This window comes from Microvirga lupini, from assembly GCF_014191055.1.
Classification (GTDB): Bacteria; Pseudomonadota; Alphaproteobacteria; order Rhizobiales; family Beijerinckiaceae; genus Microvirga; species Microvirga lupini_A.
This window is the reverse complement of sequence record NZ_JACHWB010000005.1, coordinates 96672-118552: the sequence shown is the minus strand read 5'-3', so window position 1 is coordinate 118552 and position 21881 is coordinate 96672. Positions and strand designations below refer to the sequence as shown.

Annotated in this window: 19 protein-coding genes; 12 read left to right on the top strand and 7 right to left on the bottom strand. The window is 64.4% G+C overall.

Annotated elements, in window-relative coordinates; translation table 11 throughout:
* Positions 1-53: 53 nt before the first annotated feature.
* Positions 54-458, bottom strand: a complete 405-nt coding sequence (locus FHR70_RS18025) for a DUF2147 domain-containing protein (RefSeq protein WP_183452736.1) — start codon at positions 456-458, stop codon at positions 54-56.
* A 191-nt stretch (positions 459-649) separates the two neighbouring features.
* On the opposite strand from FHR70_RS18025, the gene ndk reads away from it, so the two are divergent.
* The 3 genes from ndk to FHR70_RS18010 all read left to right on the top strand — a co-directional run bounded on the left by ndk (position 650) and on the right by FHR70_RS18010 (position 3903).
* Positions 650-1072: a nucleoside-diphosphate kinase gene (gene ndk, locus FHR70_RS18020; protein ID WP_183452734.1), complete on the top strand. Its 423-nt coding sequence runs from the start codon at positions 650-652 to the stop codon at positions 1070-1072.
* 83 nt (positions 1073-1155) lie between these two features.
* A complete protein-coding gene (locus FHR70_RS18015) occupies positions 1156-3309 on the top strand; it encodes a molybdopterin-containing oxidoreductase family protein (RefSeq protein ID WP_183453048.1) in 2154 nt (717 codons plus the stop codon).
* 228 nt (positions 3310-3537) lie between these two features.
* Positions 3538-3903, top strand: a complete 366-nt coding sequence (locus FHR70_RS18010; protein WP_183452732.1) for a hypothetical protein — start codon at positions 3538-3540, stop codon at positions 3901-3903.
* Between the two features lie 85 nt (positions 3904-3988).
* Here the strand turns inward: FHR70_RS18010 and FHR70_RS18005 are convergent, their stop codons facing one another.
* The 3 genes from FHR70_RS18005 to purM all read right to left on the bottom strand — a co-directional run bounded on the left by FHR70_RS18005 (position 3989) and on the right by purM (position 6210).
* Positions 3989-4399: a cupin domain-containing protein gene (locus tag FHR70_RS18005; RefSeq protein ID WP_183452730.1), complete on the bottom strand. Its 411-nt coding sequence runs from the start codon at positions 4397-4399 to the stop codon at positions 3989-3991.
* Positions 4400-4495: 96 nt separating this feature from the next.
* A complete protein-coding gene (purN, locus tag FHR70_RS18000; protein WP_183452728.1) occupies positions 4496-5140 on the bottom strand; it encodes a phosphoribosylglycinamide formyltransferase in 645 nt (214 codons plus the stop codon).
* Positions 5140-6210, bottom strand: a complete 1071-nt coding sequence (gene purM / locus FHR70_RS17995) for a phosphoribosylformylglycinamidine cyclo-ligase (protein ID WP_183452726.1) — start codon at positions 6208-6210, stop codon at positions 5140-5142. Before purM ends, purN begins: the two co-directional genes overlap by 1 nt.
* A gap of 442 nt (positions 6211-6652) precedes the next feature.
* Here purM and FHR70_RS17990 point away from each other — a divergent pair, with 442 nt between their 5' ends.
* The 8 genes from FHR70_RS17990 (at position 6653) to FHR70_RS17955 (ending at position 16749) form a co-directional block, all read left to right on the top strand.
* A complete protein-coding gene (locus FHR70_RS17990) occupies positions 6653-7183 on the top strand; it encodes a CDP-alcohol phosphatidyltransferase family protein (protein ID WP_183452723.1) in 531 nt (176 codons plus the stop codon).
* Positions 7184-7212: 29 nt separating this feature from the next.
* The gene (locus FHR70_RS17985) at positions 7213-8331 is read left to right on the top strand and encodes an AI-2E family transporter (RefSeq protein WP_183452721.1); all 1119 of its coding nucleotides are present in this window, start codon (positions 7213-7215) and stop codon (positions 8329-8331) included.
* Positions 8324-9031, top strand: coding sequence for a P-loop NTPase family protein (locus FHR70_RS17980; RefSeq protein WP_183452719.1), 708 nt, complete (start codon positions 8324-8326; stop codon positions 9029-9031). The genes FHR70_RS17985 and FHR70_RS17980 overlap by 8 nt, the downstream gene beginning before the upstream one ends.
* Positions 9032-9153: 122 nt before the next feature.
* Complete coding sequence (locus tag FHR70_RS17975) at positions 9154-11346, top strand: RNA degradosome polyphosphate kinase (RefSeq protein ID WP_425487883.1); 2193 nt, start codon at positions 9154-9156, stop codon at positions 11344-11346.
* A gap of 1 nt (position 11347) precedes the next feature.
* Positions 11348-12868, top strand: a complete 1521-nt coding sequence (gene ppx / locus FHR70_RS17970; protein ID WP_183452715.1) for an exopolyphosphatase — start codon at positions 11348-11350, stop codon at positions 12866-12868.
* 122 nt (positions 12869-12990) lie between these two features.
* Positions 12991-13614 (top strand): 2OG-Fe(II) oxygenase, encoded by a 624-nt coding sequence (locus FHR70_RS17965; RefSeq protein WP_183452713.1) that lies wholly within the window; start codon positions 12991-12993, stop codon positions 13612-13614.
* A 137-nt stretch (positions 13615-13751) separates the two neighbouring features.
* Positions 13752-14306, top strand: coding sequence for an NUDIX domain-containing protein (locus tag FHR70_RS17960; protein WP_246408266.1), 555 nt, complete (start codon positions 13752-13754; stop codon positions 14304-14306).
* Positions 14307-14589: 283 nt separating this feature from the next.
* Positions 14590-16749 carry a calcium-binding protein gene (locus FHR70_RS17955; protein WP_183452711.1) on the top strand — a complete coding sequence of 720 codons (2160 nt, stop codon included), beginning with the start codon at positions 14590-14592 and terminating at the stop codon, positions 16747-16749.
* Positions 16750-16882: 133 nt separating this feature from the next.
* Here FHR70_RS17955 and rnd read toward each other — a convergent pair whose 3' ends face one another.
* Positions 16883-18043 (bottom strand): ribonuclease D, encoded by a 1161-nt coding sequence (gene rnd, locus FHR70_RS17950; protein ID WP_183452708.1) that lies wholly within the window; start codon positions 18041-18043, stop codon positions 16883-16885.
* A 184-nt stretch (positions 18044-18227) separates the two neighbouring features.
* Between rnd and FHR70_RS24380 the strand changes: the two genes are divergently transcribed.
* Positions 18228-18350: a hypothetical protein gene (locus FHR70_RS24380; RefSeq protein ID WP_281381376.1), complete on the top strand. Its 123-nt coding sequence runs from the start codon at positions 18228-18230 to the stop codon at positions 18348-18350.
* A 72-nt stretch (positions 18351-18422) separates the two neighbouring features.
* Here FHR70_RS24380 and FHR70_RS17945 read toward each other — a convergent pair whose 3' ends face one another.
* Both FHR70_RS17945 and FHR70_RS17940 read right to left on the bottom strand, forming a co-directional pair.
* Positions 18423-20582 (bottom strand): ABC transporter transmembrane domain-containing protein, encoded by a 2160-nt coding sequence (locus FHR70_RS17945; RefSeq protein ID WP_210277693.1) that lies wholly within the window; start codon positions 20580-20582, stop codon positions 18423-18425.
* Positions 20579-21829, bottom strand: coding sequence for a beta-barrel domain-containing protein (locus tag FHR70_RS17940; RefSeq protein ID WP_183452707.1), 1251 nt, complete (start codon positions 21827-21829; stop codon positions 20579-20581). Before FHR70_RS17940 ends, FHR70_RS17945 begins: the two co-directional genes overlap by 4 nt.
* Between the last annotated feature and the right edge of the window lie 52 nt (positions 21830-21881).

The following is a 21881-nucleotide window of genomic DNA, read 5'->3' as shown; positions in this document are numbered from 1 at the left end:
GATGGCCGGGACGAGCCCGGCCATGACGGTGAGAAGAGTTTTTCTTCGATCTTTTAATTCACCTTCGTCCAGGTCTGCGACTTGCAGATCAGGCCGCCGAAGACGCAGCCGGAGAGCTGCAGTGTTTTGGGGCTCGTGACCTTGAGCTTGCCCGTATAGGTCTTGCCGTCCTGGGGGTTGTAGAGCTGGCCCGTATAGCCGTCCCCCTCCGGCTTGAGGTCCCAGATCATCCGGACGCCCACGATGTTGCGCTCCCGCAGCTTCGGGTCGGCGTTGTTCGTGTCCTTCTGGTAGGTGGAGGCGGCGATGGTGCCGCAATACTCGGCCCCGCATTTGGCGATCCGGACGCGGGTGTCGCCGCTCTGGGTCACCCAGGTGCCGCTCGGATCGGCTGACTGGGCCTGGGCCGGAAGGGCCAGCATGACAAGCCCGAAGGCGGCAAGGACAGCTTTTCTCATTGTTGTCTCCCTTTGGATCGGTCTTCACCGGACCGCTCCGGGACAAGACTAGGGCATCGTGCGGAAAAGTGGACCCGGTTTTCAGGTTAAGCTTTCCAGCGGGCCGGGGCAAAAGGCGCTTGAGGCCAGGGGGGCTCGCCGCTATAAGCGCCCCACTTCACCATTTCCCTTACAAATAGAAGCGAGCTGTCATGGCCATCGAGCGCACATTCTCCATCATCAAGCCCGACGCGACCGAGCGTAACCTCACGGGCGCCGTCAATGCCGTCATCGAAAAGGCCGGCCTGCGGATCGTCGCCCAGAAGCGCATTCTCATGAGCCGCCGCGAGGCCGAGGCCTTCTATGCCGTCCACAAGGAACGCCCTTTCTTCGGCGAGCTCGTGGACTTCATGATCTCGGCTCCGGTCGTGGTGCAGGTCCTGGAAGGCGAAAACGCCGTCGTCCGCTACCGCGAGATCATGGGCGCCACCAACCCGGAGAGCGCCGCCGAGGGCACCATCCGCAAGCTCTACGCCAAGTCCATCGGCGAGAACTCCGTCCACGGCTCCGACAGCCTCGACAACGCCAAGATCGAGATCGCCCAGTTCTTCTCGGGCAACGAGATCGTCGGCTAAGCCTTCAAGGCATAGCCTTCATGTTCAGGCCGCCTCCGGGCGGCCTTTTCATTTTCGGCCTGTTCCCCCATCATGCGCCCGCCATGAACCAAGCTCCCCGCATCGAACGCCGCGCCTCCGTCTGCCCGCACGATTGCCCCTCCGTCTGCTCCCTCGAGGTGGAGGTGATCGACGGGCGCAGTATCGGCCGCGTGCATGGGGCGAAGTCCAACACCTACACGGCGGGCGTGATCTGCGCGAAGGTGGCGCGTTATGCGGAGCGCATCCACAACCCGGACCGGCTGCTCTATCCCATGCGGCGCACCGGGCCGAAGGGGTCAGGCCAGTTCGAGCGCATCTCCTGGGACGAGGCGCTGGACATCGTGGCCCGAAAATTCCTTGAGGCCGAGCGGGAATTCGGCTCGGAATCGGTCTGGCCCTATTACTATGCCGGCACCATGGGCTACGTGATGCGCGACGGCATCAATCGCCTGCGCCACGTGAAGAAGTATTCCGGCCAGTATTCCACCATCTGCACGGCCATGAGCTGGACCGGTTACGTGGCCGGAACCGGCCATCTGCGCGGCGCCGACCCGCGCGAGATGGCGGTCTCCGACTGCATCGTGATCTGGGGCACCAACGCGGTCCACACCCAGGTCAACGTGATGACCCACGCGATGAAGGCCCGCAAGGAGCGCGGGGCCAAGATCGTCGCCATCGACATCTACAACAATGCCACCCTGAAGCAGGCCGACATGGCGCTGGTCCTGCGTCCCGGCACCGACGGCGCGCTCGCCTGCGCGGTCATGCATGTGCTGTTCCGCGACGGCTATGCAGACTGGAACTACCTGGAGCGCTACACCGATCATCCGCGCGAGCTTGAAGAGCACCTCAAGACCCGTGATCCGGCGTGGGCCTCGACCATCACCGGCCTATCGGTGGAGGAGATCGAGGCCTTCGCCAAGCTCGTGGGCACGACCAAGCGCACCTATTTCCGCCTCGGCTTCGGCTTCGCGCGCCAGCGCAACGGCGTGGTCAACATGCATGCGGCCCTGTCGATCCCGGCCGTCACCGGCGCCTGGCAATATGAGGGCGGCGGGGCGCTTCATTCGAACAGCGGCATCTTCCACTGGAACAAGGCCCTGATCGAAGGCCATGACGCCATCGATAAAAGCATTCGCGTGCTCGACCAATCGCAGATCGGCCGCGTGCTCACCGGCGATCCGCAAGCGCTCTACAACGGCCCGTCCGTCAAGGCGATGCTGATCCAGAACACCAACCCGGTCTCCGTCGCGCCCGAGCAGGAACTGGTGAAGCAGGGCTTCGCCCGCGACGACCTCTTCGTCTGCGTCCACGAGCAGTTCATGACCGAGACGGCGCTCATGGCCGACATCGTGCTGCCCGCCACCATGTTCATGGAGCACGACGACCTCTATTCCGGCGGCGGGCACCAGCACTTCCAGGTCGGCCCCAAGCTCATCGAGCCGCCTGGCGAGTGCCGCTCGAACCACGAGGTCTTCCGCGGACTGGCCGAGCGCCTCGGCACCAAGCATCGCGGGTTCACCATGGAACCGCGCGAGATCATCGACTGGACGCTTCAGAATTCCGGCTGGGGCAGCCTCGAGAATCTGGAGGCGCAGGTTCACTTCGATGCCCAGCCGCCCTTCGAGGAGGCGCATTTCCTGAATGGCTTCGGCTATCCGGACGGCAAGTTCCGCTTCAAGCCGGATTGGACCAAAGTGCCGTCCTACAACAACGGCGCCATGGGCCCCTGGGCCAGCATGCCGGCCTTGCCCGATCATTGGGGCGTGATCGAAGCGGCGACCGAGGAACACCCGTTCCGCCTCGCCACGAGCCCGGCCCGCAACTTCCTCAATTCCAGCTTCACCGAGACGCCGACATCGCTGGACAAGGAGCGCCGGCCCGAGGTGATGATCCACCCGGTCGATGCCGAACGGCAGGGCATAACTGACGGCGACTGGGTGAAGCTGAAGAACCAGCGCGGTGAGGTTTATCTTCGCGCCAAGCTGTTCGACGGCGTGCGGCGCGGCGTGCTGATCGCCGAGGGCATCTGGCCCAACGCGGCGCACCCCTTCGGTCGTGGTATCAACACATTGACGGGTGGCGATCAGGTGGCGCCTTATGGCGGCGCGGCCTTCCACGACAACCGCGTGGCGCTGGAAAGGGCGGAGATCGATCCGGTGCTAGAGCCGCTGGTGGCGAGGAAGCAGCATAGGCCCGAGGCGCTGGTCGGTTGAAAACGATGGCTTACAGCCTCTTCACGTCATCCCCGGACTTGTTCCGGGGATCCACGTCTTCAACCCGGCTCAAGACGTGGATGACCGGGACAAGCCCGGCCATGACGAGGAGCCTGGAGGCAGGCGCATAGTCAGACCTTCTTAAGCCTATCTCCGGCTTCCCCTTGATCCTGAACGGCCAAGCCTATTCTTAGAACCGAACGTGATTTCATCTCTGGGGAGCTATCCATGATCTCGACCGCCCGCGCGCTGCTCGTCGCAGCCGCCGTCTCTTTAAGCGCGACAGCCGCCTTTGCCGCCGCCTCCAACATGCCGACGCAGTACCAGCCCGATCCGGCGCTGAAGACCGAAAGCATCAGCCAGCTGCGCGCCCGCGTGAGTCAGGCCTGCGCCATTACGCAGGCGAAGCTTCAGAGCGGCGTCAGCGAGGCTTCGCTCAGCCGTTCCTGTGATTGCTATGCCGGGCGCATCCTGCGCTCCTTGAGTGCCGACGAAGTCCAGGCCTATCGCGACACCGGCGTGTTCAACGACACCGCTCGCGCGAAGGCGCTCACCGCTCTCGACGCCTGCAAGCTGCCGCGGCCGCAGATTTAAGCTATATCCGAAATCGTGATGCAGAAAGGCCGGGTTCAACCCGGCCTTTCTTCGCTCTGACACATGAGGTTAACTCAATCCGGTGTTAACCGGGCAGCAGGTCGATCACGCGCATGATGGCGACCGTGGTGCCGGTATTCTTGCTGCGCTCCGGCATGCCCTTGGCACACGACCACACATCACCTTTCCTGTAGACATTGTCCCCAGAGCCCGTATCCACCGTCAGCTCGCCTTCCAGCATGTGGCAGACCATATCATTGCCCATGCTCGCGCCGCTGGTGCTCGCGCCCGGTTGATAGATGTTGTCGCGCATCGAAACCGTTTTATAGTTCGGGATCATCGTCTCGCGCTTCGAGTAGTCTATCCGACGAACGCCCGGAGCGATTTCTCGGCCTTCGGTTGAGCCGGAGGTTTGAGCGGCAGCAGGGGCAATGGGAAGAATAACAGACGCTACGGCAATATTGAGCAAAGTCTGACGACGGTTAAGCGGTTTCATGGCTTCCTCCCGTCAAAGAGGCCACCCCAGCACGTCAGATTCCATGCCCGTTCCGGGTATGTGTCAATCGTCTTTGTAGTTTCAGCGCGTGGCGCATTACCCCGGCGAGTGCAGCGCGCCGCTCGCATTCCACCCGCGCGAAAACACCACCCGCCCATTCTCCAACCGGGCCGTGCCATCGCAGATCATCCGCAGGGCCTGCGGATAGAGCCGGTGCTCCTGCACGATCACCCGCGCGGCGAGGCTTTCTCCCGTGTCGCCCGGCACCACCGGCACGACAGCCTGGGCGATGATCGGGCCGGCATCGAGCTCCGGCACTACGAAATGCACGGTGCAGCCATGGACCAGGACGCCGTCGGCCAGCGCCCGCCGGTGGGTCTGGGTGCCGCGATAGAGGGGCAGGAGGGACGGGTGGATGTTGATCATCCGGCCCGCCCAGCGCTCCACGAACCAGTCGCTGAGCACGCGCATGAAGCCGGCTAGGCAGATGAAGGCGATGTCGTGCTCGTTCAGCGCCGCATCGAGCGCCCGGTCGAAGCTCTCCCGGTCGGGAAAGGCCTTGTGGTCGATGGCAAGCGTCGCGATCCCGGCTGCCTTCGCGCGCTCCAGCCCTTCCGCGTCGGGGCGGTTCGAGAGCACGAGGGCGATCTCGGCCGGGAAGTCCGCCGCCTGGGTGGCCTCGATCAGCGAGGCCATGTTCGAGCCGCGGCCCGAGATCAGGATGGCGACGCGGCAGGTCATCAGAGCTTCAAGGAGCCCGAATTCTGCACGCGCTCGCCATCTGTATGCGCGATCGTCTCACCGATCCGCACCGGGCTCTCACCCGCTTGCCGCAGGCGCTCCATGACGGCCGCCGCCTGATCGGCCGAGGCGACCACGATCATGCCGATGCCGCAGTTGAAGGTGCGCAGCATTTCGGCTTCGGCCACGCCGCCGGTCTTGGCGAGCCAGCCGAACACGGGCGGGACCGCGATGGCATCGAGGTCGAGGCGCACGCCGACGCCGTCGGGCAGGACGCGCGGGATGTTGTCCGGGAAGCCGCCGCCGGTGATGTGGCAGAGCGCGTTGATGCCTACGCCGCCTTTGAGCACCTCGAGCAGGGTCTTCACATAGATCCTGGTCGGCTCCAGCAGGGCTTGGGCGAGGGTCTTGCCGGAGGCAAAGGGAGCCGGCGCATCCCACGCGAGGCCCGAATGCTCGACGATCCGGCGCACCAGGGAGAAGCCGTTGGAATGAACGCCGGAGGAGGGCAGGCCGATGAGCACGTCGCCCACGCTCACGTCCTTCGGCAGCAGCGTGCCGCGCTCGGCGGCGCCGACCGCGAAGCCTGCGAGGTCGTAGTCGCCCTTGGCGTAGAGCCCCGGCATCTCGGCCGTCTCGCCGCCGATCAGCGCGCAGCCCGCCTGGAGGCAGCCCTCGGCGATGCCCTTGACGATATGGACGCCGACTTCGGGCGAGAGCTTTCCGGTGGCGAAATAATCGAGGAAGAACAGAGGCTCGGCGCCCTGCACGATGATGTCGTTGACGCACATGGCCACGAGGTCGATGCCGATGGTGTCGTGGATGCCCGTATCGATGGCGATCTTCACCTTGGTGCCGACCCCGTCATTGGCCGCCACCAGGATCGGGTCCTTGAAACCCGCGGCCTTGAGGTCGAACAATCCGCCGAAGCCGCCGATCTCCGCATCCGCTCCGGGCCGGCGCGTGGAGCGCACCAGGGGCTTGATCTGGTCGACCATGGCGTTGCCGGCATCGATATCGACGCCCGCTTGGGCATAGGTCAGGCCGTTCGTCTGCTTCTCGGTCGTCATGGCTCACCCCGTGTTGAGGGGGCAGTAAGGCGGGAGGGACCGGGAGGCAAGGGGAGACTTCGCATTTTGCGAAGCGCCCACACCTCGTCATCCCGGACGAAGCGCAGCGGAGATCCGGGGTCGGGTTCAGGATGGAGCGCGTGTTTCCCTCCCCCTTGCGGGGAGGGGCAGGGGTGGGGGTGGTCCGACAGGGTGAGCGGGCAAACCAGCTCAACGCTGTAGTGCTCTTGAGTCATGACTATGATCCGCAGAGTTCCGACTTTTCGACCCCCACCCGGCCGCTTCGCGGCTGCCCCTCCCCGCAAGGGGGGAGGGAACAGAGTCTCACTCGTCCAGCGATCCCGAATCGGCTTAGCCGTCCGGGATGACCGCCTTTTCCCCTTATCCCCAACCCTCCGTCGCCCGATTGAACTCCGCCCTTTGAGCGTCCATCATCGGCCCGATGACCATTCCGAACATCATCACCATCGGCCGCCTCATCATCGTGCCCATCGTGATCGTCATGATCATGCAGCAGCGGTGGGGCGCGGCCTTTGTCCTGTTCGTGGTGGCGGGGATCTCGGATGCGGTCGACGGGTTCATCGCCCGCCGGTTCGACATGCGGAGCGAGTTCGGGGCCTATATCGACCCCATTGCCGACAAGGCGCTCCTGGTCTCGATCTACGTGACGCTCGCCATCGTGGGCGCCATCCCGGGCTGGCTTGCCATCATCGTGGTATCCCGGGACGCGATGATCGTGGCGGCGGTGCTCCTGTCCTGGGTCATGAGCCGCCCGGTCGAGATCAAGCCGATCCTGGTGAGCAAGCTGAATACGGGCGCGCAGATCGCCTTTGCGGCCTTCGCGCTCGCCGCCAATGCTTTCGGGGCCGAACTCGCGGGGCTTGAGGATGTTGCCATGGTGCTGGTGGCCACCTTGACCGTAGCCTCGGCGGGTGCCTATCTCGGGGGCTGGCTGAGGCACATGACCACCTGAAGGCCAGAATTGCTAGGTATGGAGTGCCGATGACGGTCCAACGGCAGATCGGGTTCTGGATTGCGGCGCTGGTCGTCGCGGTGCTGCTGCTGTTCGTGCTGCGCGGCATCCTGCTGCCCTTCGTGGCGGGCTTCGCGCTGGCTTACCTGCTCGACCCCCTGGCAGACCGGATGCAGAAGCTGGGCGTCGGTCGCCTGGGCGCGAGCCTGCTGATCCTCGTTCTGTTCGTGCTGGTCTTCATCACCGCCCTGATGATCCTGGTGCCCTTCGCGGCCCAGCAGGTGGGGGCTTTCGTGGAGAGGCTGCCCGGCTATGTGGCGCGGCTTCAGGAGCTGGGAGCCGAGCAGCTCGGGCCGCTCATCCGGCGCCTCGGCATCGAGGATGCGTTGCCCGCCGCACCCCCGTCCGTCGGCAATCTGATCAGCCAGGGCATCGCCTGGATGACCACCTTCCTGCAGGGGCTGTGGTCCGGCGGCCAGGCCCTGATCGGCATCTTCTCCCTGCTGGTGGTAACGCCGGTGGTGGCCTTTTACATGCTCGTCGACTGGGACCGCATGGTGAGGACGGTGGATTCCTGGATGCCCATGCGCCACCGGGACACGATCCGCGCCATTGCCCGCGACATCGACCGGGCGATTGCCGGCTTTGTGCGCGGGCAGGCTCTGGTCTGTCTCATCCTCGGCACCTTCTATGCGGTCAGCCTCGCGCTGATCGGGCTCAATTTCGGGGCGCTCATCGGCATGACGGCGGGCATCCTGAGCTTCATCCCCTATGTGGGCTCGCTCACCGGTCTCATCCTGTCGGTGGGCGTCGCCATCGTGCAGTTCTGGCCGGACTGGACCATGATCGCCGCGACGCTGGGCATCTTCATCTTCGGCCAGTTCGTGGAGGGCAACATCCTGTCACCGAAGCTGGTGGGCGAATCCGTCGGCCTGCACCCTGTCTGGCTCATGTTCGCGCTCGTTGCCTTCGGCGCCCTGTTCGGCTTCGTCGGCCTGCTGCTGGCAGTGCCGCTCGCGGCGGCCATCGGAGTCATTGCCCGCTTTGGCCTGCGCCAGTATCTCGCCAGCCCGCTTTACCGGGGCGCGGATCCGGTGCTCCTCAAGCCCCGCATCGAGATCGATCACAAGGCCGACCTCGATGCGTGAGGCCCCCAAGCAGCTGGCCTTCGACCTTCCCCTGGATCCCCGCTTCGGGGCCGAGGACTTTCTCGTCAGCCCCTCCAACGAGCAGGCCTATGGCCTCATCGAGAGCTGGCCCGACTGGCCGGACACGATCCTCCTTCTCGTGGGACCCCGCGGCAGCGGCAAGAGCCATCTCGCCTCCATCTGGGCGACGAACGCCCACGCCTGGACGGTGGATGCCAGTGCGATCACCCATGACAAGGTCCCGCACCTCGTCTCGAATGGGGCGCTCGCCATCGAGGATATGGACCGGGGTGAGCGCGACGAGGCGGCCCTGTTCCATCTCCTGAACCTGGCCAGGGAGAAGAGGGCGTCGCTGCTCATAACCTGCGAAACGCCGCCCGACCGCTGGTCCCTGAAGACGCCCGATCTCCTGTCGCGCCTGCGGCTGGCGCCCAGCGTCGCCCTGGACGCGCCGGACGATGCGCTGCTCAAGGCGGTGCTGGTGAAGCTGTTCGTCGACAGGCAACTCGTGGTCGATACCTCCGTTGTCGATTATATTGCTCTGCGGATCGAACGCTCGCTCGCGAAGGCCTCCGAGGTCGTGGCTCTCCTCGACCGGGAGGCCTTGAGCCGGGGTCGGCGCGTCTCGCGGGCGATCGCGGCCGAGATCCTTGGCGCTGCGCAGGAAGCGGAAGACCAGGAAACGGAAGAGAACGAGTGAAGCCCGAGAACAACGCCCTGTTGTCGAACCGTCGTGAAACCGTCACGAAGCCCAGAGCAAAACGGACGCCGAAGACAGAAGCGGCGGAGAACGAGGTGCGCAGCGCGATTGCCCTGAAAGAGGTGGAGACCGTCAGCGAGGCTCCCTTGCCGAAGGCCCCGCCGGATATCGAGTTCGACGGCGCGGCCCTGCGGAAGTTCCCGCAGCGATTCATCAACCGGGAGCTCTCCTGGCTCCAGTTCAACCGGCGGGTGCTGGAGGAGGCCTCCAACGGCAATCATCCGCTCCTGGAGCAGCTGCGCTTCCTGTCGATCTCGGCCGAGAACCTGGACGAGTTCTTCATGGTCCGCGTCGCGGGTCTGCGCGGCCAGGTCCGCTCCGGCGTCGCGACCATGTCCCAGGACGGGCTCTCGCCGCAGGAGCAGCTGGCCAAGATTTCCGTGGCGGTGTCGAACCTCGCCTCCGATCAGCAGAGGCGCTGGCGCGAGCTGCGGGACATGATCCTGGAGGAGGGCATCGTTCTCGTCGAAGGAGCGGGCCTGACCAAGGCCGAGGCGTCCTGGCTCGAGGATTACTTCCTCAACCATGTCTTCCCGGTGCTCACGCCGCTCGCCATCGATCCGGCCCATCCGTTCCCGTTCATTCCGAACCTCGGCTCCTCTATCGCCCTGAAGCTGGTGCGCCAGAGCGACGGCAAGGTGCTGAACGCCCTGATCCGTCTGCCGTCGCGGGGCGAGCGCTTCATCCGCCTGCCGGATTTCGCCGAGACCGGCGCGACCCGGTTCATCGCCCTGGAGCAGATGATCGTGCTCTACACGAGCAGGCTTTTTCCCGGCTACGAGGTGCAGGGGCAGGGCGCGTTCCGGGTGATCCGCGATAGCGATATCGAAGTCGAGGAAGAGGCCGAGGATCTGGTGCGCCTGTTCGAGACGGCGCTCAAGCAGCGCCGCCGCGGCAGCGTGATCCGTCTCGAGGTCGAAGCGGCCATGCCTGAGGACCTGCGCCTCTTCGTGGCCGAGGAATCGGAGGTATCCGCAGACGAAGTCTTCGTGGTCGAGGGTATGATGGGCCTGCGCGACCTGTCGCAGCTCGTGGCGCTGGAGCGTCCCGACCTCAAGTTCAAGCCGTACAATCCGCGCTTTCCGGAGCGCATCCGCGAGCACAGTGGCGATTGCTTCGCGGCCATCCGCGAGAAGGACATCATCGTCCACCATCCGTATGAGTCCTTCGATGCGGTGGTGCAGTTCCTGCATCAGGCGGCCCGAGATCCGAACGTCGTCGCCATCAAGCAGACGCTCTACCGCACCTCGTCCAACTCGCCCATCGTGGCGGCTTTGGCCGAGGCCGCCGAGGCGGGCAAGTCCGTGACCGCCCTGGTGGAGCTGAAAGCCCGCTTCGACGAGGAAGCCAATATCCGCTGGGCGCGCGATCTGGAGCGTGCGGGCGCGCAAGTGGTGTTCGGCTTCATCGAGCTGAAGACCCACGCCAAGCTGTCGATGGTTGTACGCCGCGAAGGCAGCCAGCTCATCACCTATTGCCATGTGGGCACCGGCAACTACCACCCGATCACGGCGCGCATCTACACGGATCTCTCCTACTTCACCGCCGATCCGGCCATCGGTCGCGACGTGTCGCGCATCTTCAACTTCGTGACCGGCTATGCGGAGCCGGCGGAGCTGGAGCGCATGGCGGTCTCACCGCTCACCCTCAAGAAGCGTCTGCTCCAGCACATCGACGAGGAGATCGCCCACGCCAAGGCCGGACGGCCCGCCGCGATCTGGGGCAAGTGCAACTCGCTCGTCGATCCCGTCATCATCGACGCGCTCTACGATGCCTCCGCCGCCGGCGTGCAGATCGACCTCATCGTGCGCGGCATCTGCTGCCTCAGGCCCGGCATCAAGGGCCTGTCGGAGAATATTCGGGTCAAGTCCATCGTCGGGCGATTCCTGGAGCACACGCGCATCTACGCCTTCGGCAACGGGCAGGGCCTGCCCAATACGAAGGCCCACGTGTACATCTCGTCCGCGGATCTCATGTCCCGCAATCTCGACCGCCGCGTCGAGGCCCTGATGCCGATCGTCAACCCCACCGTGCACCAACAGGTGCTCGACCAGATCATGCTCGCCAACCTGCTCGACAACGAGCAGAGCTGGACGGTCCTGCCCGACGGAACCAGTCAGCGGGTCGTGCCCTCCAAGGGCGAGGAACCATTCAACGCGCACAAGTATTTCATGACGAACCCAAGTCTGTCTGGCCGTGGCAAATCCCTCAAAACCTCAAGCCCCAAAGCGCTCGCCAAGCGCGGGCAGCGCTAGCATGCCGGCCCTCAGCTTCGAGGCTCCCGGACGGCTCAAGCTCGGCCGCCCTGTTGCGATCATCGACATCGGCTCCAACTCCGTGCGTCTCGTGGCCTATGAGGGCCTCTCCCGCGCCGTCACGCCGATCTACAACGAGAAGGTTCTCTGCGGTCTCGGCCGTCATGTGGCGACCACCGGCCGCCTGGACGAGGACGCCGTCGACCGGGCCCTTCGGGCGCTCGCCCGCTTTCGGGTTCTCTGCGACACGATGAACGTGTCGGACATCTTCGTGCTCGCCACCGCGGCGGCGCGCGATGCGTCCAACGGCCCCGCCTTCCTGGAAGCAGCCGCCAAGGCCTGCGGCCAACCGATCAGCCTATTGTCCGGCGCCGAGGAGGCGCGGGCCTCGGCGCTCGGCGTCATTGCCGGCTTTCATGATCCGGATGGCATGGTCGGCGATATGGGCGGCGGCAGCCTGGAGCTGGTGGACGTGCGCGGCTCGCAGGTGGGGCAGGGCATCACCATGCCGCTCGGCGGCCTCGCCCTGCAGGACGTCAGCGGCGGCTCGTTGAGAAAGGCCCAGAGGATCGTGCGCGAAGCCCTTGAACGCGCACCGGAATATCTCGAAAACCTGCATGGCCGCACCTTCTACGCGGTGGGCGGCACATGGCGCGCCCTCGCCAGGCTGCATCAGGCGGCACGGGACTACCCGCTCCATGTGATGCACGGCTATCTCATCGATCCTGACGACGGCCTCGACTTCCTGCGCCTCGTCGAAGAGGCCGACGCCAAGACCCTGAAGGATATCGAGAGCGTCTCGGAAGCCCGCCGCCCGCTGCTCGCCTACGGGGCCATGGTCCTGGAGGAGATCATCCGCCTCGGCCAGCCGATCGAGGTCGCGATCTCGGCCTTCGGCGTGCGCGAGGGCGTGCTGTTCGACAAGCTCGACCCGCAGACCCGCGAGCGCGACCCGCTGATCGCAGCGGCCAGCGATCTCAACCTCCTGCGCTCCCGCTCGCCGCGCCATGGAGAGGAGCTGTGCGCATGGACCGAGGCCTTCATCCGAAGCCTCGGCCTGCCCGAAGTGGAGTACGACGTCCGCCTGCGCCGCGCGGCCTGCCTGCTCGCCGATATCGGCTGGCGCGCTCATCCCGATTACCGGGGCGAGCAGAGCCTCAACCTCATTGCCTACGGGGCCTTCGCCGGGCTCGACCATCCGGGCCGTGCCTATCTGGCGCTGTCGATCTTCTTCCGGCATGAGGGGCTCTCGCCGGACAAGGTGGGCTCGCGCATCAGGACGCTTGCCGGCCCGCGCCTCCTGGAGCGGGCCCGCCTGCTCGCCGCCCTGATGCGCGTGGCCTATCCGGTCTCGGTCGCCATGGAGGGCGTGCTGCCCCAGGTGCCGCTGCTCGCCCGTGGCGGCCAGGTGGTGCTGCAGTTGCCGGCCCATCTGGAGCCGCTGGCCAACGAACGCCTGACGGGCCGCATGCGTGGCCTTGGCAAGCTTCTGAACATGGAAGCCGTGATCGAGATCCTCTGACGGAGCCGCTGAGCCGCTGTTGGAGAGGAGCTATGCCGCTTGGGCTAATTCATGTTAATTATCCGGCGCCTCTGCTCGGTTACTTTCAAGGCATAGAGGTGCCCAACCACCTGGGGATGCCCATGCAGCTGATTGATCTCGCGGCCGTAAGAAATGCAGAACGCTCCTCGGAGCCTTACGATTATCTTCTCGCTTCCAATCTCCTGAAGGCGGACGTCATCGACGACCTGCGTCGTGATTTTCCGGACATCAACAAGCCGGGTTACCTGACCGTCGACGAGGTCAAGCTCCATGGCCGCTTCAAGCAGCTCATCGAGGAGCTCGAAGGCCCCGAACTGACGGAGGAGCTGTCCAGGAAGTTCGGCCTGGATCTCCACCAATATCCGCGCCTGACCACCATCATGAGGAAGTCGCAGCCGAAATACGGCTCGATCCACACGGATGGCCCGTCCAAGGTCATGACCATGCTGGTCTACATGAATGACGAATGGCAGCAGGACGAAGGCGGTCGCCTGCGCGTTCTCTACGACGAGAAGAACTACGACAAGTACAAGCTCGAAGTGCCGCCCACCATGGGCACCATGTTCGCCTTCCTGCGCTCCGACAATTCCTGGCATGGCCATCTGCCCTTCGCCGGCGAGCGCCGGGTGGTCCAGATCGCCTGGGTGAAGAGCCAGGCCGACGTGGACCGCAAGAAGAAGCACAACAAGCTGGCCCAGTTCTTCAAAGGCATCTTCGGGCGGTAAGAGCCTGCTTTCACCTCATGGGCACGCTTGTAGCGCCCATCCACACATTTATCGGCCTCAAGACGTGGATGCCCGGAACAAGTACGGGCATGACGGGGAACAGGACTTCCACGCGGCTTCTGTGAGGCATAGCCGGTATGACGAAGCTCACCCGTCCTGACATCAAGACGCTTTCGAGCCGTGTCGTCTACGAGAACCGTTGGATGCGAGTCCGAGAGGATACCATCGAGCGGCCGGACGGCTCGCCCGGTATCTACGGCGTGGTTGAGAAGACGGATTTCGCCGTTATCGTTCCCCTCCACAATGGCCTGATCCATCTGGTGGAGCAGTATCGCTATCCCGTGCAGGGTCGCTATTGGGAATTGCCGCAAGGCTCATGGGAGGATGCGCCCGGCACCGATCCGCTGGAACTCGCACGAGCCGAGCTGCGCGAAGAGACGGGGCTGACGGCCACTACCATGACCCATGTGGGCCATCTGTTCGAGTGTTACGGCCACTCGACTCAAGGATACCACATCTATCTCGCTCACGGGCTTCAGGCGGGTGAAGCGCAGCGCGAGCCGTCCGAGCAGGACATGGTGAGCCGCGCATTTCCGGTCGAGAGCGTGCTCACGATGATTGCCGAAGGGGTGATCAAGGACGCGGCGACTGTCGCAGCCTTGGGCCTGCTGCGGCTGAAGGGACTGCTTTAGCGCCATCCCCACCCATCTCGAGATGAGGTGAGCAGCGTTTCTCGGGGCTGCATATCCGTCGTTGGCCGCATCTCCTGGGCTGACGATCTGACCAGCTACGCCTTTTCGTTCTGAATACAGTCCCTCAAGACGCTGATGTTACAGCCAAGGTGCCGTAGCGCACATGCAACATTCCCTAAGGAAACTATGTCTGACCAAAGAAGGTATGCTTAAACGATAAAGCATTTCTTCGCCGTCCTGTTATAGGCAGTCAGTAATCGAATCACCAACAGGGATAAACATAATGGGAACTTCTGCATTCTGGGGCGCGGACATCTACGTAAACGGCCTCGGAGATAACGATGAACCGCACATCACGGCTTTGGCCGACGGCCGTTTCGTGGTGGCCTGGGTCGATAACGACGCGCAGGAAGTCCGTGCGCAGATCCTAAACGCAGACGGCTCGCTCCGAGGCAGCCAGTTCACCCTCAACACAACTTCGGTAGGTGAGCAGCAATTCCCGAACATCACAGCTCTGGCCGACGGCCGGTTCGTGGCCGTCTGGACGGATCAAAGAGCCTATTTGGACAACAGCGAGAATGCCGATATCTGGGGGCAGCTCTTCAGCGTCGATGGCAATAAGATAGGCACTGAGTTCCAGGTCAACGATGGGATCAGCATTCCGTCAGCCCATGCTTTGGTTCAGCCGGGGATCACGACACTCAGCGATGGCGGGTTCGCTATTACATGGCGGGACCATCAGCCTCCGGAGAATGAAGATTACGTCGAGATGTGGCTTGCACGTTACGACAGCAATGGTGTCCGTGTTGGCCCGGTAGCGTCTCTCGGGCAGACCCAGGCCTATCAGACAGCAAAGCCCGTTATTCAGGGTTTGGATGACGGATCCTCCGTGATCCTCTGGACCGAGGGGACGGTTACCAATGCCGTGAAGTTAGCTGGGCGGATCATCGACGCCGATGGAAGCAAGATCGTCGATCTCATCATAGGCGACATACGCCCAGACAGCGAGAATACCGTTCAGATCGATCCGCAGATCGCGAAACTGGAGGATGGCGGTTTCGTCGTAACGTGGAAACTGGATGAAGGAAGCACACCTGTCCATGAGTACGGCATCTGGGCTCGTGTGTTCAACAGCGACGGTTCGCAGCGGACAACTGCCTTCGAGATCACCCCTCCGGCCGGTGTGGAAATTGACCCGGTGGTGACCGCTCTCAAGGACGGTCGCTTTATGGTCACCTGGGCCGATTTCGGCCAGCTCGACAACGGTGCGCCTGGGTACAAGGTGAAGAGCCAGGCTTACAAAGCAGACGGGACGGCGGACGGTAGCGCCATCACCATCCACGCTCCTGACGGATGGAACAATGGCAGGATGCCGAGCATCACGACCCTGGAGGATGGCCGCGTGGCGGTCAGCTGGTGGCATGACGGCGAGCCGACGATCCGTGTGAAGATCATCGATCCGCGCGAGGCGGGCATTGAGCTCTCGTCCAGGACGCTCACTGCACAAAAGCTGGCGCTCAGCAATGACTGGATCGGGACAGGTTTTGGCGATGTCTTCGATGCCGGTGGAGGAAACGACCTGATCGAAGGCGGGGGCGGGGCGGATGGCATCGCAGGCGGCGATGGCTTCGACACGGTCACTTTCGCTCATGCCGCGTCGGGAGTTGTGGCTAGCATGCAGGGTGGCACGGGCGGCGATGCGGCAGGCGACGTGTACTCATCCATCGAGCGCCTGATCGGCTCGCGCCACAATGACACCTTTTACGGCAACGGCTCGGCGGTGCTGCAGGGCTCCGGCGGCAATGACACTTATCATGTCATCGGACGCGATCAGGTGGTTGAGACCGCAGGCGGCGGCTATGACAAGGTCGTCGTGACCGGCACCAGCTATCAGCTCGATGTCGGCGCGGAGGTGGAGGAGGTTCTGTTCGCCAACGTCTCGAGCCGGAAGTCCTACAGCCTCACCGGTTCCAGCGCCGCCAACACCCTGAAGGGCAATGTGGGCAAGGACACCCTCAAGGGGCTGGACGGCAACGACAAGCTTTATGGCGGGTCGGGCGACGACAAGCTCCATGGCGGCTCCGGCAACGATCTGCTCTCGGGCAGCAAGGGCAAGGACAGCTTCGTGTTCGACACGAAGCTTGGGACCTCTACGACTGATCGGAAGGTCAATTTCGACACCATTGCCGATTTCTCGGCGAAGGACGACACGATCCGGCTGGAGAACAAGATCTTCACGAAGCTGAAGAAGACCGGCACGCTGAAGAAGGACTTCTTCGCCACCGGCACCAAGGCCAGCGATAAGAACGACTACGTCGTCTACAACAAGAAGACCGGTGTGCTGTCCTACGATGCCGACGGATCGGGCAAAGGCAAGGCGATCGAGTTCGCCCAGGTCAAAAAGGGCCTGGCCCTCTCCCATCTCGATATCTTCGTGATCTGATGCGCAGACCTGCCGTGTTCGGCGGCAATGAGATGAACAATAAGGCGGCTTGGGCCGCCTTATTGCATGGTGGCAGGGGGCTCGGCGTAGCCGGCCGTGTAGGAGGCTTTGGCTTGAGCTGACGATCGTCAGCTCAAGCGGCTCCAATCTCCCTGAGCTTCACCCGTCCGCGCTCCAGCACCAGCCCGAGCTGGCCGTTCTTGAGCGCCAGGGCTTTCTCGCCGAAAAGCTTGCGGCGCCAGCCGTGGAGGGAGGGGACGTCGGCATTGTCGCTGTCGGCGATGGCTTCCAGCTCTTCGACCGTGGCGATGATCTTCGGCGCGACGCCCTCCTGCTCGGCCACCGCTTTCAGCAGGACCTTCAGCAGGTCGACCACGGAACCGGTGTTGCTGCGGCCGCGACTGCGCTCCGGCATCGGGATCGTGGCGGGATCGCGGGCGAGCGCCCGCTCCACGGCCTCCAGAATTTCGCCGCCGGTGCGGGAGCGCTCGAACCCGTTGGGAATCGTGCGCAGGCGTCCAAGCGCCTCCACGCTGCGCGGCGCCGAGGTGGCGATGTCGATGACGGCGTCATCCTTGAGGATGCGCCCGCGTGGCACGTCGCGGTTCTGCGCCTCGCGCTCGCGCCAGGAGGCAACCTCCATGAGCACGGCGATCTCCCGCTGCTTGCGCAGGCGGCCGGCGAGGCGGCGCCAGGCATTGTCGGGATCAGCCTGATAGGTCTCGGGCGAGGTGAGGATCGCCATCTCCTCGCCGAGCCATTCGAGCCGGCCGTTCGCCTGCAGCTGGCTGACCAGCGCCTCGTAGACCTTCACCAGATGGGTAACGTCGGACAGGGCATAGGTGAGCTGGGCGTCGCTCAAGGGGCGGCGCGACCAGTCGGTGAAGCGGGAGGACTTGTCGATCTTCGCCTTGGCGAGATCGTTGGTCAGCTGCTCGTAGGACACCGAGTCCCCGTAGCCGCAGACCATGGCGGCAACCTGGGTGTCGAACAGGGGCTCGGGCACGATGCCCCCGAGATTCCAGACGATCTCCAGGTCCTGCCGGGCGGAATGGAAGACCTTCACGACATTCCGGTTCGCCATGAGGGCCATGAACGGCTCGAGGCTCATGCCCTCGGCGAGCGGGTCGATCAGCACGGCATCGGCCGGATCAGGACCCGCCATCTGGATCAGGCAGAGCTTCGGGTAATAGGTGGTCTCGCGCAGGAATTCCGTGTCGACGGTGACGAACGGGTGCTGGCTGAGGCGGTCGCAGGCGGCGGCCAGGGCGTCGGTGGAGGTGATCAGGTCCATGAAGCGTTCATAACCCATTGGGAAAAAGCCCGCGAGTCCGCTGTCAGGATATCCGCCAACGGCCCTAAGATAAGGTAAAACATTACCGATTGACTTACGTAGCCGGAGCTTTGTTACTTTGTATCACTGGCCGCTGAGCCAGGGTTTGGTGCCTAACAACACCTCAACGGTGGGGGAGGTCTTCATGAAGAAGACGCAGACCAAGACGGATAAGAAGGCCATCAAGGCCGTCGTCGAGCTGAGCGAGAAGGAACTCGCCGGCGTCGCGGGCGGTCGCCGGATCATCGTCTATCAAACCGATTGCTGATCGCGTCGGGCGCTCACACGCCCGGACTGTCAGGCAAGAGGGCGCGATCACACGGTCGCGCCCTTTTCTACGTCAGGTCCGGCCGAGGCCCTGGCGGGCCGCCTCGGCGAAGGCGAGCGCGTCGCCGTCCATGGGCGGGGAGACCCGGCCCTCGCGCAGCACCACGATCCGGTCCGCGGCGCGGATCGTCTCCGGCCGGTGGGCGATGACGATGCGGGTAATCTTCAACTCGGCCAGCGCCCGGTTCACCTCCCGCTCCTTGTCGAGGTCGAGGCTCGACGTGCCCTCGTCCATGAAGAGCATGCGTGGGCGACGGTAGAGGGCGCGGGCGAGGAGCACCCGCTGGCGCTGCCCGCCCGACAGGGTGGTGCCCATGTCGCCGATCAGCGTGTTGTAGTTCATGGGCATGGCCATGATCTCGTCGTCGACGCCCGCAATCCGTGCACATTCCCGCATCCAGTCGAGATCGATCCTTGCATCGAAGAAGCAGATATTCTCCGCAATGGATCCGGACAGAAGCTGGTCGTCCTGCATCACCACGCCGATCTGCTGGCGGAAACCCTGGATGCCGAAATGCGCGATGGGCGTGCCATCGATGAGCACCGCGCCGTCGCGCGGCTTGAACAGCCCGAGCATGATCTTGAGAAGCGTGGTCTTGCCGCCGCCGGACGGCCCGGTGATGGCCACGAATTCGCCGGCCTCGACCTTGAGATCCGCACCCGAGAGCACGTCGGGCTCGGTATCGGCATAGCGGAAGCTCACGTTCCTCAATTCCACCGCTCCAGCAACCGGCCGCGCCACGAGGCTGTCGCCGTGCAGGTCTCCCTCACGCTCGGTCAGGGCAATGTCGGAGAGGCGATCGAGATGGAGGTCGAGCATGCGGTATTGGATGCCGGTCTCGATCAGGTTGGTGGCCTTGGACAGGAACTGCTCTTTGTAGGCCATGAACGCGTAGAGCATGCCGATGGTCATGTCGTTCGCCATGATGGCCTTGGCGCCGAGCCAGACCACGAGCACGTTCTCGAGGCCATAGATCAGGTCGTTCGCCGTCTTGAAGCCGATAGTGAAGCGGCCCTGGCGGATGGAGCGGCTGATCGAAGCGGCATAGCGGTTCTGCCACACGGCCTCCCGGTCGGATTCCCGCCCGAAGATCTTGATGCTCTGGATGGCGCGTGCGGTCTCGATGAAGGTGGTCTGCTCCTTGGCTGCCGCCTCGATCATCTCCTCCTGCCGCTGGCGCAGCGATCGGTAGAGGGCGAAGCGCAGAAGCGCATAAAGGGCCAGCGCCGCGAACACGATGCCCGACAGCTTGGGGCTGTAGATCAGGATCATCGCGAGGGTGAGCGTTGCCATCACCCCATCGACGAGGGCAGCGACGAGGCCTTCCGAGATCAGCCGCTGGATCGGCTCCGCCGAGCGGAAGCGCGAGACGAGGTCGCCGATATGGCGCTTCTCGAACCAGGCGAGCGGCAGGCGCACGAGATGATGGAAGAGATTGGCCCCCATCTGGAAATTGAGCGCGCCGCTTAAGAAAAGCAGCACGTGCGACCGCAGCCAATCGGCCCCGATATGGATCAGCATGAGCAGGCCGAAGCCGAGCGCGAGCGCCGTCAGCAAGCCGCTGTCGCCCTTCATCACCGCCTCGTCGACGGCAAGCTGCATGTAGAAGGGCGCCGCCAGCACGGCGAACTGCAGCACGGTGGAGAGAACGAGCGCCTGAGCCAGCGCCCGCTTGATCCCGCGCATCCGACCCCAGAGGGCCGAGAGGCCGAGCCGCGAGATTTCCTTCTTGCGCTCGAAGGATTGCGTCGGCGTCAGCTCAAGGGCGATGCCGGTGAAATGGTGCCCGACCTCGTCGAGGCTCAGCGTGCGCACGCCCACAGCCGGATCGTGGATCGTCACCTTCCGGACGCCGACCTCTTTGAGCACCACGAAGTGGTTCATGTCCCAATGCAGGATGCAGGGCAGCTTGATGTCTCTCAGCTGCTCCGGCTCAAGCCGCAGGCCCCGGCCGCTCATGCCCAGGCGCTGGCCCATGAGGAGCACGTCCTTGAGCGTGACGCCTTTGAGCGAGATTGAAAACAGGCGGCGCAGGGCCGTGAGATCGACGTCGCGCCCGTGATAGGTCGCCACCATGGCGAGGCAGGCAAGCCCGCATTCGGCCGCTTCCGACTGCATGATCGCCGGCAGGCGAGGGGCGCCGAAATAATCGAGACGAGCGAAAAGCTTCACATCCGTCCCCTGACGCTGATGAGCGGCTCGAACAGCCAGGCGACGAGGGAGCGGCCCTCGAGCACGATATCGGCCTTGAGGCTCATGTCCGGCTGCAGCGGCACCTCGCGCCCGAAGGCGTCGATGACCTGCCGGTCGAGGCGCACGGTGACGCGATAGGCGGGTTCGGAGAGGCTGACTTTCCCGATCACGTCATTGGGCGAGAGAACGGCCTGCGACACGGTCTCGACGGAGCCGCCCAGCGTGCCGAAGCGCTGATAGGGAAAGGCATCGACCATCAGGCGCACCCGCTGACCGGGCTCGACGAAGCCGATGGCCCGGCTCGGGACAAAGAGTTCCGCCCGCAGGCTGGCGCCATCGGGCAGGAGGGTCATCAAGGGCTTGTTGGGATCGACGATCTGTCCCGTCGCGGCCTGCAGGGCCGTGACGCGCCCGCCGAGAGGCGCGGTGATCACCTGCGCGCCTTGCGCCTGAACCTCGGCCCGCTGCCGTTCCCGGTCGGCGAGGTTGAGGCGTAAGCCCGCCAGTCGCTCGGCCTGCTGCACCGGCAATTGCTCGCGCTGGAGCTGCGTCTGGCTCAAGTTTTTCTCGGCCTCCGCGAGCTCCCGGTCTATCTCGGCCATGTTCTGCCGGCGGGCGAGCAGAACCTCGTCCTGCTCCTGCAGGGCGGCGCGTGTCGTATGGCCCTGCTCGTTCAGCCGCGCGATGGTGTGGCGGCGCTCCTCCGTCACCCGGATGCGTTCGATCATGAGCGTGCGCTGGGCCGCGAGGGCGTCCCGCTCGGCCGTCACGGAGGCGATGGCGGAGTCAAGACGCCGGATCTCGTTGTCCATGCGGGCCGGATCGGCCGCGATCTGATCCTTCAGCACCTGAATCTGCGTATCGAGGGAGGCGAGGACCGCCGCATCCAGGGTGCCGCCGACCTCGAGTCCCTGGCGCGAGGCCACCGTGAAGAGCGGCTGGCCGGCAGTGACCCGGTCGCCTTCCTTCACCTTAAGCTCCGTCACCACGCCACCGCGGAGCGCACTGACCCGCACCGCGCCGCCCGCTGCCACGAGAGAGCCGCCGGCCGTTTCCTTGCGGGCATATTCGGCCGTGCCGAGGAAGAAGACCACGACGGCCACACAGGCGAGAATGAAGCCGCCGAGCAGCCGCCAGGACAGGGGCGCAACCGGCAGCGACACGGACGAGTGCTCGCCCGTGGCCGCCACCACGGCCTTTGGCCGGAACAAGGATTGCTGGGCCACCCCAACCCCCAACGCAACATTATTATGACACTATGTTGCAGAAAGGCCGGGG

Excerpts from the sequence above, each read along its gene's own strand:
- FHR70_RS18025 (WP_183452736.1), bottom strand. The coding sequence starts at position 458 with ATGAGAAAAGCTGTCCTTGCCGCCTTCGGGCTTGTCATGCTGGCCCTT.
- ndk (WP_183452734.1), top strand. The coding sequence starts at position 650 with ATGGCCATCGAGCGCACATTCTCCATCATCAAGCCCGACGCGACCGAG.
- FHR70_RS18015 (WP_183453048.1), top strand. The coding sequence starts at position 1,156 with ATGAACCAAGCTCCCCGCATCGAACGCCGCGCCTCCGTCTGCCCGCAC.
- FHR70_RS18010 (WP_183452732.1), top strand. The coding sequence starts at position 3,538 with ATGATCTCGACCGCCCGCGCGCTGCTCGTCGCAGCCGCCGTCTCTTTA.
- FHR70_RS18005 (WP_183452730.1), bottom strand. The coding sequence starts at position 4,399 with ATGAAACCGCTTAACCGTCGTCAGACTTTGCTCAATATTGCCGTAGCG.
- purN (WP_183452728.1), bottom strand. The coding sequence starts at position 5,140 with ATGACCTGCCGCGTCGCCATCCTGATCTCGGGCCGCGGCTCGAACATG.
- purM (WP_183452726.1), bottom strand. The coding sequence starts at position 6,210 with ATGACGACCGAGAAGCAGACGAACGGCCTGACCTATGCCCAAGCGGGC.
- FHR70_RS17990 (WP_183452723.1), top strand. The coding sequence starts at position 6,653 with ATGACCATTCCGAACATCATCACCATCGGCCGCCTCATCATCGTGCCC.
- FHR70_RS17985 (WP_183452721.1), top strand. The coding sequence starts at position 7,213 with ATGACGGTCCAACGGCAGATCGGGTTCTGGATTGCGGCGCTGGTCGTC.
- FHR70_RS17980 (WP_183452719.1), top strand. The coding sequence starts at position 8,324 with ATGCGTGAGGCCCCCAAGCAGCTGGCCTTCGACCTTCCCCTGGATCCC.
- ppx (WP_183452715.1), top strand. The coding sequence starts at position 11,348 with ATGCCGGCCCTCAGCTTCGAGGCTCCCGGACGGCTCAAGCTCGGCCGC.
- FHR70_RS17965 (WP_183452713.1), top strand. The coding sequence starts at position 12,991 with ATGCAGCTGATTGATCTCGCGGCCGTAAGAAATGCAGAACGCTCCTCG.
- FHR70_RS17960 (WP_246408266.1), top strand. The coding sequence starts at position 13,752 with ATGACGAAGCTCACCCGTCCTGACATCAAGACGCTTTCGAGCCGTGTC.
- FHR70_RS17955 (WP_183452711.1), top strand. The coding sequence starts at position 14,590 with ATGGGAACTTCTGCATTCTGGGGCGCGGACATCTACGTAAACGGCCTC.
- rnd (WP_183452708.1), bottom strand. The coding sequence starts at position 18,043 with ATGGACCTGATCACCTCCACCGACGCCCTGGCCGCCGCCTGCGACCGC.
- FHR70_RS24380 (WP_281381376.1), top strand. The coding sequence starts at position 18,228 with ATGAAGAAGACGCAGACCAAGACGGATAAGAAGGCCATCAAGGCCGTC.